Annotated in this window: 15 protein-coding genes; 11 read left to right on the top strand and 4 right to left on the bottom strand. The window is 67.0% G+C overall.

Going from position 1 to position 17573, the window contains the following annotated elements:
* Positions 1-187 precede the first annotated feature (187 nt).
* Complete coding sequence (locus K343_RS0115690; protein ID WP_043112950.1) at positions 188-1075, top strand: aspartyl/asparaginyl beta-hydroxylase domain-containing protein; 888 nt, start codon at positions 188-190, stop codon at positions 1073-1075.
* Between the two features lie 97 nt (positions 1076-1172).
* Here the strand turns inward: K343_RS0115690 and K343_RS0115685 are convergent, their stop codons facing one another.
* Both K343_RS0115685 and glyQ read right to left on the bottom strand, forming a co-directional pair.
* Positions 1173-1808, bottom strand: a complete 636-nt coding sequence (locus tag K343_RS0115685; protein ID WP_028008883.1) for a glutathione S-transferase family protein — start codon at positions 1806-1808, stop codon at positions 1173-1175.
* Positions 1809-1815: 7 nt separating this feature from the next.
* Positions 1816-2724 (bottom strand): glycine--tRNA ligase subunit alpha, encoded by a 909-nt coding sequence (gene glyQ, locus K343_RS0115680; protein WP_028008882.1) that lies wholly within the window; start codon positions 2722-2724, stop codon positions 1816-1818.
* A 227-nt stretch (positions 2725-2951) separates the two neighbouring features.
* On the opposite strand from glyQ, the gene can reads away from it, so the two are divergent.
* The 5 genes from can (at position 2952) to ntrC (ending at position 8479) form a co-directional block, all read left to right on the top strand.
* Entirely contained in the window at positions 2952-3608 is a 657-nt protein-coding gene (gene can, locus K343_RS0115675; RefSeq protein ID WP_028008881.1) for a carbonate dehydratase, read from the top strand.
* A 169-nt stretch (positions 3609-3777) separates the two neighbouring features.
* Positions 3778-5187 (top strand): glutamate--ammonia ligase, encoded by a 1410-nt coding sequence (gene glnA / locus K343_RS0115670; RefSeq protein ID WP_028008880.1) that lies wholly within the window; start codon positions 3778-3780, stop codon positions 5185-5187.
* 114 nt (positions 5188-5301) lie between these two features.
* Complete coding sequence (locus K343_RS0115665; RefSeq protein ID WP_028008879.1) at positions 5302-5838, top strand: DUF4124 domain-containing protein; 537 nt, start codon at positions 5302-5304, stop codon at positions 5836-5838.
* A gap of 83 nt (positions 5839-5921) precedes the next feature.
* On the top strand, positions 5922-6989 hold the full coding sequence (glnL, locus tag K343_RS0115660; protein WP_043112923.1) for a nitrogen regulation protein NR(II): 1068 nt from the start codon (positions 5922-5924) through the stop codon (positions 6987-6989).
* On the top strand, positions 6986-8479 hold the full coding sequence (ntrC, locus tag K343_RS0115655; RefSeq protein WP_028008877.1) for a nitrogen regulation protein NR(I): 1494 nt from the start codon (positions 6986-6988) through the stop codon (positions 8477-8479). Before glnL ends, ntrC begins: the two co-directional genes overlap by 4 nt.
* A gap of 481 nt (positions 8480-8960) precedes the next feature.
* On the opposite strand, the gene K343_RS0115650 is transcribed toward ntrC, so the two are convergent.
* Positions 8961-10175: a helix-turn-helix transcriptional regulator gene (locus K343_RS0115650; protein WP_245585216.1), complete on the bottom strand. Its 1215-nt coding sequence runs from the start codon at positions 10173-10175 to the stop codon at positions 8961-8963.
* A 291-nt stretch (positions 10176-10466) separates the two neighbouring features.
* Between K343_RS0115650 and K343_RS0115645 the strand changes: the two genes are divergently transcribed.
* Positions 10467-10853, top strand: coding sequence for a steroid Delta-isomerase (locus tag K343_RS0115645; RefSeq protein ID WP_020649979.1), 387 nt, complete (start codon positions 10467-10469; stop codon positions 10851-10853).
* A 1-nt stretch (position 10854) separates the two neighbouring features.
* Positions 10855-11325 (top strand): nuclear transport factor 2 family protein, encoded by a 471-nt coding sequence (locus K343_RS0115640; protein WP_028008875.1) that lies wholly within the window; start codon positions 10855-10857, stop codon positions 11323-11325.
* A 115-nt stretch (positions 11326-11440) separates the two neighbouring features.
* Here the strand turns inward: K343_RS0115640 and K343_RS0115635 are convergent, their stop codons facing one another.
* Positions 11441-12556, bottom strand: coding sequence for a 3-ketosteroid-9-alpha-monooxygenase, oxygenase component (locus tag K343_RS0115635; RefSeq protein WP_028008874.1), 1116 nt, complete (start codon positions 12554-12556; stop codon positions 11441-11443).
* Positions 12557-12782: 226 nt separating this feature from the next.
* Between K343_RS0115635 and K343_RS0115630 the strand changes: the two genes are divergently transcribed.
* From K343_RS0115630 to K343_RS0115620, 3 genes are all read left to right on the top strand, one after another.
* A complete protein-coding gene (locus K343_RS0115630) occupies positions 12783-14288 on the top strand; it encodes a cellulase family glycosylhydrolase (protein ID WP_245585215.1) in 1506 nt (501 codons plus the stop codon).
* A gap of 185 nt (positions 14289-14473) precedes the next feature.
* Positions 14474-15601 carry a flavin-dependent monooxygenase gene (locus tag K343_RS0115625; RefSeq protein ID WP_051278550.1) on the top strand — a complete coding sequence of 376 codons (1128 nt, stop codon included), beginning with the start codon at positions 14474-14476 and terminating at the stop codon, positions 15599-15601.
* A gap of 77 nt (positions 15602-15678) precedes the next feature.
* A complete protein-coding gene (locus K343_RS0115620) occupies positions 15679-17430 on the top strand; it encodes an FAD-dependent oxidoreductase (RefSeq protein ID WP_028008871.1) in 1752 nt (583 codons plus the stop codon).
* Positions 17431-17573 lie beyond the last annotated feature (143 nt).

The following is a 17573-nucleotide window of genomic DNA, read 5'->3' as shown; positions in this document are numbered from 1 at the left end:
GCGGAGCGCTCCGCCCGGCAAGCGGCCCGCCAGCGAATGAAGTGCCGTCGGCAGCGATTCCGGCGGCACTTTCGTATCGGTTTGTCTGGCGCGATCGAGGTTTGTGCGCTGCGCACTGGGCGGGCGGCGAATCCACTATGATTCCGCCTTTCCCGCTTGAGCGTGCGCCGTGACCGTCCTGATTTCCATGTTCCTGATCTACGTCGGGTCGCTGGCGTTCGTGCGCCTGCGCAACCGCGCCCACCTGTCGTGGGGGCGACAGCTGACGGATTTCTCGACGTTCGTGGTGCCGCTCAACATTCCGGCCTATCTGCTGTCGCGCGTGTCGACCGCGGCGCGGCCGCCGCTGTCGAGTTTTCCGCAGCTCAAGCTGCTGCAGGACAACTGGCAGACGATTCGCGACGAAGCGCTCGCGCTGTACGGCATGGGCCATATCGCGGTGAAGACCGACCTGCCGGCGAGCAATTTCTACAAGGACAATCGCTGGAAGAGCTTCTACCTGAAGATCTACGACAACGACATTCCGTCGGCGCGCAAGCTGGCGCCGAAGACCTGCGCGCTGATCGATCAGGTGCCGGGCATGAATCTCGCGCTGTTCGCCGTGCTGATGCCGGGCAAGCGTCTGACGCAGCACCACGACCCGTTCGCGTTCAGCGTCCGCTACTCGCTCGGGCTGTCGACGCCGAATGACGACCGCTGCGGGCTGATGGTCAACGGCGAGCCCTACACCTGGCGCGACGGCGAAGGCATCATCTTCGACGAGACCTACCTGCACGCCGCCTACAACGATACCGACGTGCCGCGTCTGATCCTGATGACGGACGTCGACCGGCCGCTGCGGCTGCGTGTCGTGCAGACGTTCTATTTCTACTTCGCGCGCTTCTTCAACAGCCTGTTCTACATCGACAACCTCGACAGCAGCCTGTCGGGTTTCGGCAACCGCTTCAGCGGCCTGATCGTCGGCTACAAGGCGCGCATGAAGGCGCTCAAGAAACGCAGCCCGGTCGGCTACAAGATCGGCAAGTGGACCCTGCATCTGGGCCTGGTCGGCCTGTTCGCGGTCTGGGTTCTGTAGTCGGCAGACAGCGCGGCGTTCGCGCCATGGCAAAAGGCCGCCGGATTCCGGCGGCCTTTTTCGTGGATCGCGGCTTTGCGCCGCTCGGGACGACGGCTCAGGTGCCGACCGGCGCGTCGAACGGCAGGTAGATCTCGCGCAGCGCCGGCAAGGCCAGCGTCTGTTCGGCGCAACGACGCAGCGCCGGGTACGGCGCGAAGTCGACGCCGGTCGCCTCGCGCAGATAGGTGTAGACGCAGGCCAGGGTGATGTCCGGCTGCGTCGGCATGGCGCCGAGCAGCCAGCGGCCGGCGGGGACATCCGCGCAGTGCCGTTCGAGCGCGGCGAGCGCGCCGTCGATCTGCGCGCGGCAACGCGCGAGCCAGGGCTCGTGGCGCTTCTCGGCGGGGCGGAACACGTACTCCATCACCACCTGCAGGCCCTTCTCGACGGCGCCGAGCGAGAGTGCGATCAGCTGCAAGGCATGACGTCGCTCGGGGCCGCCGACCGGCAGCAGCGCGCGCGCCGCGCCGGCCTGTTCGTCGAGGAAGTCGAGGATCGCACTCGAATCGACCAGCGTCTCGCCGGAGTCGAGGACCAGTGCCGGCACGCGGCCGAGGGGATTGACCTCGCGCAGCGCAAGCTGGTCGCGGCCGACCGACCAGGGTCGGTGCTCGTAGGGCATGCCGTACAGCCGCATCGTCACCGCCACGCGGCGCACGAACGGCGAATCGTACATGCCGTACAGGATCATGCGGCGGCTATGCGGCCTGCGCCGGCTTGGCCAGCATCGGGAAGCCGAGCTTTTCGCGCGCCTGGTAATAGGCCTCGGCGCAGGCGCGCGCCAGCGTGCGCACGCGCAGGATGTAGGCCTGACGCTCGGTGACCGAGATCGCGCCGCGCGCGTCGAGCATGTTGAAGGCGTGCGAGCAGTTGACCATGCGCTCGTAGGCCGGCAGCGGCAACGGCGTGTCGAGCGCGAGCAGACGCTGGCACTCGGCCTCGCACTTGTTGAAGCGCTCGAACAGCGTCTCGACGTCGGCGTACTCGAAGTTGTAGGCGCTCTGCTCGACTTCGTTCTGGTGGTAGACGTCGCCGTAGCTGACCTCGCGACCCGTCAGCGGATCGCGCGCCCAGACCAGGTCATAGACCGATTCGACCTTCTGCACGTACATCGCCAGGCGTTCGAGACCGTAGGTGATCTCGCCGGCGACCGGCCGGCATTCCAGCCCGCCGACCTGCTGGAAGTAGGTGAACTGCGTGACTTCCATGCCGTTCAGCCAGACCTCCCAGCCCAGCCCCCAGGCGCCGAGCGTCGGCGACTCCCAGTTGTCCTCGACGAAACGGATGTCGTGGGTCAGCGGATCGAAACCGAGCAGCCTCAGCGACTGCAGATAAAGGTCCTGGATGTTGGCCGGGCTCGGCTTCATCAGCACCTGGAACTGGTAGTAGTGCTGCAGGCGGTTCGGGTTCTCGCCGTAGCGGCCGTCGGTCGGCCGGCGGCTCGGCTGCACATAGGCGGTATTCCACGGCTCGGGACCGACCGCGCGCAGGAAGGTCGACCAGTGGAAGGTGCCGGCGCCCATTTCCATGTCCATCGGCTGCACGATGACGCAGCCCTGCTCGGCCCAGAATTTCTGCAGCGTGAGGATGATGTCCTGGAACGTCATGGGCAGCCCGTGCGGCGCTTCGAAAATGGGGCGCGAGTATATCAGTCGGGTCTGGCACGCCGGTCTGGCGAGCCCGGCGAGGACGCAGCGCCGACGCCGCGACGGCGGCGGATGGCGCAGGCGCCTGCGGGCGCGTGGCGGGGCGGCGCAGATCGCGGGCCATGCCGTGAAACGCGGCGCGGTGCAAGCTCCCCAATTTTCACGCTTGCCGCTATAGTCGCCCCGCCATGCGTACGCTAAACCAGCTGTTCGTCAACAACGAAGCCTGGGCCCGCAGCAGAGTGGCCGAGGACCCGGATTACTTCAAGCGGCTGGTCAACCAGCAGCAGCCGGACTATTTCTGGATCGGCTGCGCCGACTCCCGCGTTCCGGCCAACGAAATCCTCGGACTGCCGCCGGGCGAAGTCTTCGTGCACCGCAACGTCGCCAATGTCGTCGTCCACACTGACTTCAACTGCCTGACGGTCACGCAGTTCGCCGTCGAGGTGCTGAAGGTCAAGCACATCATGGTGGTCGGCCATTACGGATGCTCCGGCGTCAACAAGGCGCTGCGCCAGGAGCGCGTCGGCCTGTCCGACAACTGGCTGCGCCACGTGCGCGACGTGGCGGACCGCCATGCGCCGCGGCTCTACGCGATTCCGGACGACAAGACCCAGCACGACCGTCTGGTCGAGCTGAACGTGCTGCACCAGGCCCTGCACATCGGCCAGACGACGATCGTCGAGGCTGCCTGGGAGCGCGGCCAGACGCTGAGCCTGCACGCCTGGGTCTACGCGCTCGAGGACGGCCGTCTGCGCGATCTGGGCATGACGGTGAACAGCCGCGACGAGCTCGAACCGGCCCATTCCGCGGCGGTCGAGCGCATCCTCGGCGGCAAACGCTGAGGCTTGTCGCGGCGGCCAAGCCGCCGCGCAGGAAAGTCGGTACGATACCGCGCCCCGTTTCGATTCCCGAGCGCGCCACTGGCATGCTTCATGCTGCATTCTGGCGCGCGCCGGGCGGCGAGAATCCCGGTGGCTATTGAATTCTGGAAATCCCTAAGGAGATGGACCCATGTCGGGCGCCGACGTTCTGAAGACCATTAAAGAGAAGGAAATCAAGTTCGTTGATTTCCGCTTTTGCGATACCCGCGGCAAGGAACAGCACGTCACCGTGCCGTCGCACACCATCGAGGAAGAGCTGTTCACCGATGGCAAGATGTTCGACGGTTCGTCGATCGCCGGCTGGAAGGGCATCAACGAATCCGACATGATCCTGATGCCGGACGCGGGCTCGGCGTTCATCGATCCGTTCTTCGAGGACAGCACGCTGGTGCTCTCCTGCGACATCATCGAGCCGGCCACCGGCCAGGGCTACGGCCGCGATCCGCGCTCGCTCGCCAAGCGTGCCGAGGCCTACCTGAAGTCGACCGGCATCGCCGACACCGCCTTCTTCGGCCCGGAAAACGAATTCTTCATCTTCGACTCCGTCCGCTACGGTTCGGACATGTCGGGCTGCTTCGTCAACATCGACTCTTCGGAAGCCGCCTGGAACTCGGGCCGCGATTATCCGGAAGGCAACATGGGCCACCGTCCGGGCGTCAAGGGCGGCTACTTCCCGGTGCCGCCGGTCGACGCGCTGCAGGACATCCGCTCGGCGATGTGCTCGACGCTCGAAGCCGTCGGCATGCCGACCGAAGTGCATCACCATGAAGTCGCCACCGCCGGCCAGTGCGAGATCGGCGTCAAGTTCGGCACGCTGGTGAAGAAGGCCGACGAAGTCCTCAAGCTGAAGTACGTCGTCCAGAACGTCGCCCACCAGTTCGGCAAGACGGCGACCTTCATGCCGAAGCCGATCGTCGGCGACAACGGCTCGGGCATGCACGTCCACCAGTCGCTGGCCAAGGATGGCAAGAACCTGTTCTCCGGCGACAAGTACGGCGGCCTCTCGGAGCTCGCGCTGTACTACATCGGCGGCATCCTCAAGCACGCCAAGACCATCAACGCCTTCACCAATCCGGGCACCAACAGCTACAAGCGCCTGGTGCCGGGCTTCGAAGCGCCGGTCATGCTCGCCTACTCGGCGCGCAACCGTTCCGCCTCGATCCGTATCCCGTACGTGTCGAACCCGAAGGGCCGCCGCATCGAAGTCCGCTTCCCGGACTCGACCGCCAACCCGTACTTCGCGTTCGCGGCGATGATGATGGCCGGCCTCGACGGCATCCAGAACAAGATCCACCCGGGCGAAGCCGCGGACAAGGATCTGTACCACCTGCCGCCGGAAGAGGACAAGAAGATTCCGCGCGTCTGCCACAGCCTCGACATGGCGCTGGAGCACCTCGACAAGAACCGCGAGTTCCTGACCCGCGGCGGCGTCTTCACCGACGATCTGATCGACGCCTACATCGAGCTGAAGATGCAGGAAGTCACGCGCTTCCGCATGACCACGCACCCGATCGAGTTCGAGATGTACTACTCGCTCTAAGGCGTGCCCCGCCGGCGGCGGACCGAGTGTCCTCCGCCGCCGGATGTCTCCCGGAAAGCCCCTGCCATCGGCGGGGGCTTTTCTTTTTCGGGTGCGGCCCCGTAGGCTGCATCGATGCGAAAGACGATCGTTGCCGCCCTGCTGTCCGCGTTCGCCGTAGCGGCCGCCGCCGAAGACGCCGTCTACCGCTACGTCGATGCCGACGGGGTCGTTCACTACACCGACCGCGCACCGGATCGGCACGCCCGGCCGCTGCGTCTTGGACCGGTGTCCGGCGCCACGAGCAAGCCGGCGAAGGCGTTCTACTCGCCCGAGGCCTTGCGCCAGGCGGCTCGCTTCTCGGTCCGCATCGAATCGCCGACGCCGGGCCAGCGACTCGCGCCGGGGACGCCGGCCGTGGTTCTCGCGGCCAGCGTGATGCCGGCGCTCGTCTCCGGTTTTCACCTTGTCTATCAGGTGGATGGAAAATCCGTCAGTGCGGCGCCGGTCGACGCGCTGAGCGTGTCGGCGGCGGCATTGCCGCCCGGCGAGCACGAGCTGGTGGTGGTCCTGCTCGACGCCCGCGGGCAGGAAATAGCGCGATCGGAAACCGGGCGTTTCGAGATCGGCGAGGTCAGGCTGGCCGCGTCTGCACCAAAAAAGACGTACTGAACTAAAATGGTGCGCATCCGCGCCGCGAGAAGCCTATCGCACCGCGATCATGGCCATGGCCTGCATCTTGCGTTGCTTGCCTGATGAAACTGGGTGTTCGTAGCCGCGTCACAGCGGAAGACGTCATCGATGGATTGACCACCGCTGTGATCGCCCTCGATGAAGGTCTGCGCGTGTCGACGATCAATTCTGCTGCCGAGGGGCTTTTCGAAGTCTCGCGCCGGCTGGCGCTGGGTGCGCCGCTGGCCGAAGCAGTGCCGCACTTCGCGCCGCACGAGCTGCGTCTGCGTCGCGCGCTCGATACCTCGACCGGCTTCATCGAGCGCGAAGCCAAGCTGACCCGCAACGGCAGCGCCGCGGTGACGGTCGATCTGACGACGACGCCGTTCGTCGTCGGTCGCAAGCCGGGCCTGCTGATGGAGATGCAGCCGGTCGAGAGGCAACTGCGCATTTCGCGCGACGGCTTGTTCCAGACGCAGTTCGATGCCAGCCGCGAACTGATCCGTGGCCTCGCACACGAAATCAAGAATCCGCTCGGCGGCATCCGTGGCGCCGCGCAGCTGCTCGAGCATGAGTTCCCGGACTCGCAGCACCGCGAGTACACGCGCGTCATCATCCGTGAGGTCGACCGCCTGCAGAACCTGGTCAACCGCATGCTGGGCCCCAACCGGGCGCCGCAGAAGACGCTGCTGAACATTCACGAACTGCTCGAGCACGTGCGCCGTCTGGTCCAGGCCGAGGCGCCGGAAGGTGTCGCCGTGCTGCGCGACTACGACCCGAGCATTCCGGAGCTGGTCGTCGACCGCGAGCAGATCATCCAGGCGGTCCTCAACATTCTGCGCAACGCTCTGCAAGCGGTCGGCGCGCAGGGCACCATCACACTGCGCACGCGCACGCGGCGCCAGCTCACGATCGGCCCGACGCGGCACAAGCTCGCGGTGCAGATCGACATCGAGGACAGCGGTCCCGGCGTGCCGCCCGACATGATCGAGAAAATCTTCTATCCCATGGTGACGACGCGGGCCGAAGGCACCGGCCTGGGCCTGCCGCTGTCGCAATATCTCGTGCACAGCCACGGCGGCTTGATCGAGTGCCGCTCGCGGCCCGGTTGCACGGTCTTTTCCATCTATCTACCGATTGAAACCGCATGAACGCCCTCAACGTGTGGATCGTCGATGACGATGAGTCGATCCGCTGGGTCATTGAAAAATCGTTGAGCCGCGCCGGCATGCAGGTCACCAGCTTCCCGGGCGCCGCCGAGCTGCTCGACGCGCTGGCAGACGCAGCGCCCGACGTGCTGATCTCCGACATCCGCATGCCCGGCGTCGACGGCCTGACGCTGATGGGCCGCGTGCGTACTGCCCATCCCGAACTGCCGGTCATCATCATGACCGCGCACTCTGACCTCGATGCAGCCGTCGCCTCGTACAAGGGCGGCGCATTCGAGTATCTGCCGAAGCCGTTCGACGTCGACGGCGTCGCCGACCTCGTGCGCCGCGCCGCACGCAAGCGCGAGGTGCCGGACGAGACGCCGGCCGAGCCGCCGGCGACGATGATCGGCGAAGCGCCGGCGATGCAGGACGTGTTCCGCGCGATCGGCCGCCTGTCGCAATCACACATCACCGTGCTGATCACCGGCGAATCCGGAACCGGCAAGGAACTGGTCGCGCGCGCGCTGCACACGAACAGTCCGCGCGCTGCCAAACCGTTCATCGCCATCAACACGGCGGCGATCCCGAAGGATCTGCTCGAGTCCGAATTCTTCGGCCATGAGCGCGGCTCGTTCACCGGCGCCGCGACGCAGCGCAAGGGCCGTTTCGAGCAGGCCGACGGCGGTACGCTGTTCCTCGACGAGATCGGCGACATGCCGGCCGATCTGCAGACGCGCCTGCTGCGCGTGCTGTCGACCGGCGAGTTCTACCGCGTCGGCGGCGTCGCGCCGGTCAAGGTCGACGTGCGCGTGATTGCCGCGACCCACCAGGATCTCGACGCGCTGGTGCGCGAGGGCCGCTTCCGCGAGGATCTGTATCACCGCCTCAACGTCATCCGCATTCGCATTCCGCCGCTGCGCGAGCGCCCGGAGGATATTCCGCAGCTCGCGCGTTCGTTCCTGCTGCGCGCCGCCGAGGAGCTCAAGACCGAGCCCAAGCGCCTGCGCGCGGATGTGCTGCAGAAGCTCAAGGCGTTCTCGTGGCCGGGCAACGTGCGTCAGCTGGAGAACATCTGTCGCTGGCTGACGGTGATGGCGCCGGGTCAGGACGTGCACGTGCAGGACCTGCCGCCGGAACTGTTGCAGGCGTCGACGCCCGCTCTGGCGCCGACGTCGGCGCGGCCGGTGCCGGTCGCGATGCCCGCGCCGGCGCCGGTCGTCGCCGAGGCTGCGCCGGCCGCTGCGACGGCGCTTCCGCCAGCCGCCGACGCGAGCTGGAATCTGAGTCTGCACGACTGGGCGCAGCGCGAGCTGGCGTCCGGACACAGCGATCTGCTCGGCACCGCGGTGCCGCTGTTCGAGCGGACGATGATCGAAGTCGCGCTGGCGGCCACCAAGGGCCAGCGTCAGGAGGCCGCGAAGCGACTGGGGTGGGGGCGCAACACGCTGACGCGCAAGATCAAGGAACTCGGCATGGGCGAGGACGAATGACGGCAGCGACGCATGCCGTCGTCGGGCGGTGAGCTTTTCGTTGCGCGAGATTCAGGAGCGCCTGCCGGAAACCGCACCGCGGTCCGGCGCATGAGCCGGCCGCAGCGGATTGCGGAAGTCCGGAGGCCATCAGGAAAGAATGACTGCAGGAAGGAATGACTGCGTCAGCGCGAAAGCCCTGGCGGGCCTGGCATTACAGCGGCTGCCGCCGCATTCGCCATCCTTGGCGCGGCGGTGGGTCGATCCTATCCACCGCCGCGCTTGGCCGGCAGGACGTGCACTACCGCGTCCTGCCGGCCAACGCCAATCCCTGGCGGGAGCGAAGTGGATGCCGACATGCGGCCTGAACCGTCCTTGGTCTGCCACGCTCCCCGAACGCACTGTAATGGTTCTTTTTGCGCGCCAAAGATGACCAAATACCGACATCGCGTGTAGGCAAATGCTGACACGCGGACGTCGGGGTTTCTCGGACCTGTCAGGATCAGCCGAGACTCAGCACGCTGTTCAGCAGCAAACGGACCAGCATCGTCTGCCGGGTCACGCCCGTCTTGCAGAAGATCGAGCGCAGATGCGTACGCGCGGTGTTGCGGCGCACGCTCATCTTCTCGGCGGCTTCGTCGAGCGTATAGCCCTCGGTCAGCAGCAGCGCCAGCGAAGCTTCCATGCGCGTCAGTCCGAACAGGCGACGCACCAGTTCCTGCGAGGGCTGCGCGGCGTTGGCTTCAGGATCGCGCAGGAACACGGCGACGGCCGGACGCAGCTTGCTCTCGGACCAGCGGCCGAGCGGAATCGCGCGCACCAGGATGCCGAGCTTGGCGCGACCCGATGGCCGGGTGACCGCCATCGCCTCGACGACGCCCGGGCCTTCGGCGTCGCCGGTGCCGGCGAGCGCCGTGCGCAGCATGCGCTGCAGGTCGCGGCTTTCCTGGCTGCTTTCGATGCAGAGGTTGTTGCCGGACAGCCAGAGGCCGTCGCGCTCGGCGAGGATGCGCCGCGCTTCCTGGTTGGTCTCGACGATGTTGCCGTTCTGATCGAAGCTGATCATGCCGAGCAGCATGCGGTTGACGGTGCCGGCGAACAGCGCGCGTTCACACTCCAGAAAATCCAGGCGCGCATGCAGCTGGATCGCGCGCTTGAGGTGCGGCAGCAGCAGGCGCACCAGCGACTTGTCTTCCGGCGAGAACGGCGCGGCGTCCGGACCGCGCGTGATGCGCAAGCGGCACTCGATGCCGTCCTTCGTGTAGATATCGGCGCCGAGCAGATGGCGCACGCCGATCGGTTCGAGGAACTCGTGGAAGTACTGGCTCTGCATCCATTGCGGGCCGATCAGCTCCTCGGCCGAGAACACATCGCCTTCGGCGAGGCGCACGAACGGATCGGCGGCGAAGAAGTGCGTCTCGTATGACTCGACGCCTTGTGCCGTCGTCGGTCCGGTGTTGATCATGATGCCGGTGCTGTCCGACGACGGCGGACGCAGCATCAGCGTGACGTGCGCCGCACGCAGCATGTCGCGCAGCTTCATCATCGCGGTCTGCCACGGTGGCGACTCGGTCGGACCGTCGTAGATCGCGCCAAGCAACTGGTCGATCTGGTCGAGCGGGACGGGTTCTGCGCTGCGCGGGCGGCTGCCGATGACGGCACGCTTGCCGGCGGCGACGCTGCGCATGCCGGACATCTGTTCGGCGGATACGGCCATGGTTCCCTCCTCCATTTGGTGTTAGGCCCGCTTCTCGCCTGTCCTCTTGCGGGACTTTTGCGAATAGATTCTCGAAACGGGCCGGCCGGCAATGAATAGACCCATCGCGCGGGCTCGTCAAGCGCCGTGGCGCCGCGGCTGACGGCGATGAGGCGGTTTTACTAGCGGCTTCGTCCGGACGGACGATCCGCACGCCGCGGTCGTGCCGCGAGCATGCGGATTCGGGCGACCACGAAGCCGGCGGTGCACGGTTCGCCCGCCAAACCCCATACGCGATCAGGAGAGCAGGCAGTGCCGAGCGAAAAGACGATGAAGGAAGCCATGCAGGCCTATATCGATGGCTTCAACCGCTCGGATGCGCAGGCGATCGCGGCCCTGTATGCCGACGACGCGAGCGTCGAGGACCCGGTCGGCAGCAAGCCCCGGCACGGCAAGGCGGAGATCACCAAGTTCTACGAGATGTCGATCGCGACCGGCGCCAAGCTCAAGCTCGCCGCGCCGATCCGCGGCTCGCACGGCAACGCCGCGGCGATGGCCTTCGACGTCGCGCTCAAGATGCCGGAAGGACAGGCGATCATCCGCGTCATCGACGTGATGACGTTCAACGACGAAGGCAAGTTCAGCTCGATGCGCGCGTACTGGGCGCCGGGCGACATGGAAGTCATCGGAGGGCAGTGAGATGAACGCCGCCCTGCAGCAGCTGATCGACCGCAGCGAACTCGAGCAGCTCGTGCTGCGCTACGCCTACGCGATCGACGAGCGCGCCTTCGAGCGGCTCGATACGGTGTTCACGGCGGACGCGTACATCGACTACCGCGCGATGGGCGGCATCGACGGGCGCTACCCGCAGATCCGCGACTGGCTGCCGCAGGCGCTCGGCGTGTTTCCGGGCTACATGCACTTCAACGGCAACTTCCTGTTCGAGATCGACGGCGACACCGCGAGCGGCAAGATCGCCTGCTTCAATCCGATGGTGCTGCCGAAAGCAGACTGCACGGCGGGCGAAGGCGAGACCATGTTCCTCGGCCTCTGGTATCTCGATCGCTACGTGCGCACGTCGGCGGGCTGGCGCATCAGCGAGCGTCGCGAGAAACGCTCGTACGACTTCAACATGCCGGCGGCGTTCAAGCAGGCGATGCAGAAGCTCTAGCGGCCCTTGCTGTCCGACGCGTCCGGCAGCGTGCGCGGTTCTCCGAAACACTGCTGTCCACGAAAAAGCCCGCGGACCTGCCGCGGGCTTTTTCGTTTGCCGCGCCGGCCTGCGCTCAGGCGTTGGCGACCATCGGCAGACTCGCTTCGCTCTGCGCGCGCATTGCGTCCGGCGCCGGCTCCATGCCGCGCGGCACGTGAATGCCCTCGACCTGCTTGAGGAACTCCTGCTTCTGCGCGCGCGGGTTGTAGAACTGCTTGTACCAGGTGCGCTGCTTGCGGAAGGCGCCGTCGCCCTGCACGAACATGCCCTGGATGCACGGCCGCTTGTGCTTCCACACCTCGAAGTCCTGCGCGAACGCGGCGAGCGCCATGTCCTGGTACTGGCGTGCGGCCGCGTGATCGGCCGCAGTGGCGGCGCCGCCGCTCGTCGACTTCACGAGCAAGGCATGCCAGACGTAGCTGGAGCCGTCATCGACCGGCGTATGGGCGATGAAGATGTACGAGTCGTAGAGACCGCTCATGCGCGTGATCAGGATGCTCGGGCCGTGGTAGACGGCCTCGGTGACGAGCATCGGGCCGCCCTGCGCGACGAGCGTGCGGTGGCCGCCGCCCATGCGCTGGATCGCCAGATGGCCGCGGAACTCGTTCTCGAAGAACTTGGTGCGCGAGCCATGCACCGGCCCGAAGTGCGCGGCGTCGGTGATGTTGTCGACGATCTCCTGCGGGTGCGTGTCGATCTTGCCGAGATCGTCGAAGGTCCAGTGCGTCCATGCCGGGTCGTTCCATTCCTGCAGGAACGGCGCGTCCCACTCGGGCTCGCCGCCTTCGGGATCGTGCCAGACGAAGACCGCGCCCATGCTTTCGACGACCGGCCACGAGCGCACCTTCGCGGCCGGCGGAATCGGTCCGGTCGAGTACGGAATGTGGTTGCACTTGCCGTCCGGGCCGAAGCGCCAGGCGTGATACGGGCAGCGGATCGAATCGCCTTCGACCGCGCCGTCCTGCGCGACATAGGACGTGCTGTTGCGGGCCAGATGCGTGCCCATGTGCGGGCAGTAGGCATCGAGCAGGATCACCTTGCCGCTGTCCTTGCCGCGGTACAGCGCGAACTCCTGGCCGAGGAAATGCACGCCCTGCGGCTTGTCGGTGACCTTCGCCGATTCGGCGACCATGAACCAGCCGCGCGGAAAGGTGAACTCACCGAGGTTGTAGTCTTTCGAGCAGGCCATCTGCCGGCGCTCCTTGGCTCAAACGCAATCGAAATAGGGCATCGCCGCGACGGCGATCGTCGCGGCCAGTGTGGGCACAGGCCCCAGGGGTCACATCACCCGTTTGAACGAAGTGACGCAGCGCTGACAAACCTAGCGTTTCGTTCGACAAAAGCAGCCCGCGCGGCGGTGCGAACGCATCCGGCGGCGCGGCGCCAAACAGGACGAAAAAAAGGGGGGAGAACGCATGCGAATCATCGCTCGCGTGGCCGTGCTCGCGTTGTGCGCCGGCTTGCTGTCCTGCGGCGCCAGCCGCGAAAGCGCGAGCAGCGCGGATACGACGCCGCAGCTGCGGCGCGACGGACGCTTCCTGGTCGACGCGCAGAACCGCGTCGTGCTGCTGCACGGCGTCAACCTGGTCTGGAAGGAAGCGCCGTACGTACCGCCCGCGGATGCCGAGGGCTTCACGGCCGCCGACGCCGACTGGCTCGCGCAACATGGCTTCAACGCGGCGCGCATCGGCGTGCTGTGGACCGGCGTCATGCCGGACGCGCCCGGCGTCGTCGACCACGCGTATCTCGACGCCTGGCATCGGGTCGTCGAGCTGCTCGCCTCGCGCCGCATCTGGATGCTGTTCGACTTTCACCAGGACATGCTCGGGCCGATCTACCAGGGCGAGGGCGTGCCGCCCTGGGCGGTCGACGCCGTCGTCGGCGATCTCACGGCGCTGCTCGGCGCGCCGAGCCTCGGCTTTCCGTTCAACTACTTCACGCCGCAGGTCTCGCAGTCCTTCGACAATCTGTGGAAGAACGACGGCGCGGTGCGCGACGGCTTCCGCGACGCCTGGGTCGCGGTCGCGCGACGCTGGAAGGACCAGCCGTACTCGATGGGCTACAACCTGTTCAACGAGCCCTGGGCCGGCCTCGAATACCCGAGCTGCCTGATCCCGCTGCTCGGCTGTCCCGCCCACGATCGCAAGGAGCTGCAGCCGTTCTTCGAATACGCGCTCGCCGGCATCCGCAGCGTCGATCCGCACCAGCTCGTCTGGTTCGAATCGGAGCCGCAGGGCAGCAGTCTCGGCACGCCGAAGGGCTTCGTGCCGGTCGACGGCGAAACGCAGCTCGGCTATTCGTTCCACTACTACTGTCCGCTGGCGGCGCTGACGCAGGCCGTGCAGCTCGGCCTGCTCGACGCGTTGCCGGTGTCCGGCACCTGCGCGGGCTTTGCGCGCGCCTCGCTGCGCGAAGCACGCGACCAGGCCGAGCGCATGAACGGCGTCGAACTGCTGACCGAGTTCGGCGCCACCGACGATCTCGACATCCTCCGCCAGACCACCGCCGCGGCCGACGCGCAGCTGATCGGCTGGCAGTACTGGCAGTACAAGAACTGGCGCGATCCGACCACGACCTCGCAGGGCAGCGGCGCGCAAGGCCTGTTCGCCGACGACACCGATCCGGCGAGCGCCAAGGCTGACAAGCTGCGCGTGCTGGTGCGTACCTATCCGCAGGCCACCGCCGGCATCCCGCAGGCGCTGTCGTTCGATCCGGACACCGCAGTGTTCGAGTACCGCTACACGCCGCGCGCGGCCGCCGGGCCGACGCAGATCTACGTGCCGCTCGCTGTGCACTATCCGCACGGCTACCGCGTCGAGCTCAGCGGTGCGCGCGTGCGCTCGGCGCCAGACGCCGCGCTGCTGGAGCTCGACAACGACGACGGCGCGACGCAGGTCGAGGTCCGCATCGAGCCGCGCTGACGCGGCTTGCGTCGCCGTGCGCGCTCGTCATTTCGGACGAGGCCCGGAGCGCCGAATTCTGTGAAAAAGGCAGCCGCAAACAAAGCCGCCGACGTTCGCGGCGGACGAGGAGATCCATCGTGCAGAACCAAGCCCCCAAGACCGTTCCCATCAGCCCCGACGTGCTCGTCCAGCGCGCACGCGACATGGTGCCGGTGCTGGCCAGCCGTGCGGCGCAAACCGAAGCGCAGCGCATGGTGCCGGTCGAATCCGTGCGCGAGATGGAGGACGCCGGGTTTTTCCGCGTGCTGCAGCCGAAGCTGTACGGCGGTTACGAGATGGATCCGCAGGTCTTCTACGACATCGTCATGACGCTCGCCGAAGGCTGCATGTCGACGGCATGGATCTACGCTGTGATCGGCGTGCACAACTGGCAGATCGCGTTGTTCGATCCGCAGGCCGCGGCCGACGTCTGGAAGGACGATACGAGCGTGCGCATCGCCTCGACCTACATGCCGAAAGGGCAGGTCAAGCCGGTCGACGGCGGCTTCCGCTTCTCCGGCCGCTGGGGCTTTTCGAGCGGCTGCGACCATTGCGACTGGATCTTCCTCGGCGGCCTGATCTTCTCTGAAGGCCAGCCGCCGGAGTACCGCACCTTCCTGCTGCCGAAGTCCGATTTCGAGATCGTCGACACCTGGCACACGATGGGCCTGAAGGGCACCGGCTCGAAGGACATCGTCGTCAAGGACGCGTTCGTGCCGGAGTACCGCACGCACAAGGGGCTCGACGGTTTCATGGGCACCAACCCGGGCCGCCACACGTTCACCGCCGATCTCTACAAGCTGCCGTTCGGGCAGATCTTCGTGCGCGCGGTGTCGTCGGCGGCGATCGGCGGCCTGCAGGGCGCGCTGAACGCCTTCATCGACTTCGCCAAGGTGCGCGTCGGCGACATGGGCAACAAGACTTCGGAGCAGCCGCCGGCGCAGCTCGCGGCGGCCGAGACCGCGGTGGCGATCGACGAGATGAAGCTGGTGTTGCACCGCAACTTCGATGTGCTGATGGGCAAGGTGCGCGCCGGCGAACCGCTCAGCGACATGACGCAGCGCGTGCACTTCCGTCATCAGGCGGCGCAGGTCGTCGACCGTTGCGCCAAGCACGTCTACCAGCTGTTCTCGGCCTGCGGCGGGCGCGGCATCTTCACCGACTTCCCGCTGCATCGCTACCTGCTCGACATCTACGCGGCGCGCGGGCACTACGCCAACAATCCGGACCAGTTCGGCCGCAACTACGGCGCCGTGCTGCTCGGCCGCGACAACACCGACGTGTTTCTGTGAGTGGAACGTCGATTGGAACGTCCTGTTCAAGACCGCGCCATCCCTGGCGCGGACTTTCAAATTAGGCAGGTGGCGACATGGGCGTGAACGAAGCGGGCGGCTGGGATCAGGAATACGACGTCATCGTCGTCGGCTCCGGCGGCGGCGGCATGACGGCGGCGCTGTGCGCCAAGGGCCAGGGCCTGTCGTCGGTGGTGATCGAGAAGTCCGACCAGTACGGCGGCACCAGCGCGGTGTCCGGCGGCGGCATCTGGATTCCCTGCAACGACGATATCGCCCGCAGCGGTGGCCATGACTCGTACGAGGAGGCGCTGACCTACCTGAAGACGGTGATCGGTTCCGCGGTCCCGCAGGAGCGCATCGAGGCCTACCTGAAGCACGCGCCGGAAATGGTCCGTTACCTGGCGAAGACCTTCGACGTGCACTACCACAACGTGCCGAAGTATCCGGACTACTACCCGAACCAGCCGGGCGGCAAGGAAGGCTGGCGCTCGATGCAGCCGGATCCGTTCGACGCGGCCAGGCTCGGCGCCGAGTTCGACCGCCAGCGCGAGTCCTTCAAGGGCACGCTGCTGATGGGCCGCATCGCGATGGATCAGATCGAGGCGCACACGCTGTTCTCGCGCGGGCCGGGCTGGGTCCGTCTGACGCTGAAGCTGGTGCTCAAGTACTGGCTCGACCTCGGCTGGCGTCTGAAGACGCATCGCGACCGCCGCCAGGTGCTCGGCCAGGGCATGGTCGCGGCGCTGCGCTACGCGATGATGCAGCACGACGTGCCGTTGCAGCTGAACACCGGCATGGAGGCGCTGATCGAGGAACCGTCTGCCGGCGGCAGCCGCGTCGTCGGCGTGGCCGTGCGCCGGGACGGCCGCACGCTGCGCTACCGCGCGCGGCGCGGCGTGATCCTGGCGTGCGGCGGCTTCGAGTCGAACCAGCAGATGCGCGAGCAGTATCTGGCCAAGCCGACGACCACGGAGTGGACCGCGGCGCCGCCGATCAACCATGGCGACGGCATCCGCGCCGGCCAGGCGCTTGGCGCCGGACTCGCGCTGATGGACAAGGTCTGGGGCTCGCCGACCGTGCGCAAGCCCGGCGCGGCGCAGCAGATCACGCTGTTCGTCGAGCGCGGCATGCCGGGCTGCGTCGCCGTCAACCGCAAGGGCCGCCGCTTCGTCAACGAAGCGGCCGCTTACCCGGACTTCCGCGACGCGATGTACGCCGACGACGCCAAGGGCAACGGCTGCGTGCCGTGCTGGCTCGTGTTCGATGCGACCTTCCGCTACAAGTATCCGATGGGCATCTTCCTGCCCGGCCAGATCGAGCCGGATTCGAAGCTGCCGAAGGACTGGCTCGACAAGGTCTACTACCGCGCCGACACGGTCGAGGCGCTGGCGCAGAAGATCGACGTCAACGCCGCCGGCCTCAAGAGCACGATCGCGAAGATGAACGAGTACGCGCGAACGGGCGTCGATCCGGAGTTCCACAAGGGCGAGACCGCGATCGACCGCTACTACAGCGATCCGTCGGTGCAGCCGAACACCTGCCTCGGTCCGATCGTCAAGCCGCCGTTCTACGCCGTGCCGCTGTGGCCGGGCGAGATCGGCACCAAGGGCGGGCTCGTCACCGACGCGCAGGCACGCGTGCTGCGCGAGGACGGCAGCGTGATCGCGGGCCTCTATGCGATCGGCAACACCTCGGCCGCGGTGATGGGGCCGACTTACGCCGGCGCCGGCTCGACGCTCGGCCCGGCGATGACCTTCGGCTATCTCGCCGTACGCGATCTCGCCCAGCAGTCGGCCGCGGCCGACGGCGTCAAGGCCGCAGCCTGAAGACGGCGGCGGCGCTTGCCGCCGTGCGCCGCGGCTGCTGCTCGCCGCCTGTTCGGTCGCCGAGTCTCCGTCCGGCGCCCCGGCGGCGAACCAGGGCGACGTCGCGCCCGAGGCCTGGCAGCCGCTGCCGCCGCCCCAGCCCG

This window comes from Solimonas flava DSM 18980, from assembly GCF_000426685.1.
In the GTDB taxonomy this organism is placed as follows: domain Bacteria; phylum Pseudomonadota; class Gammaproteobacteria; order Nevskiales; family Nevskiaceae; genus Solimonas; species Solimonas flava.
This window is presented reverse-complemented; position numbering and strand designations above follow the sequence as displayed.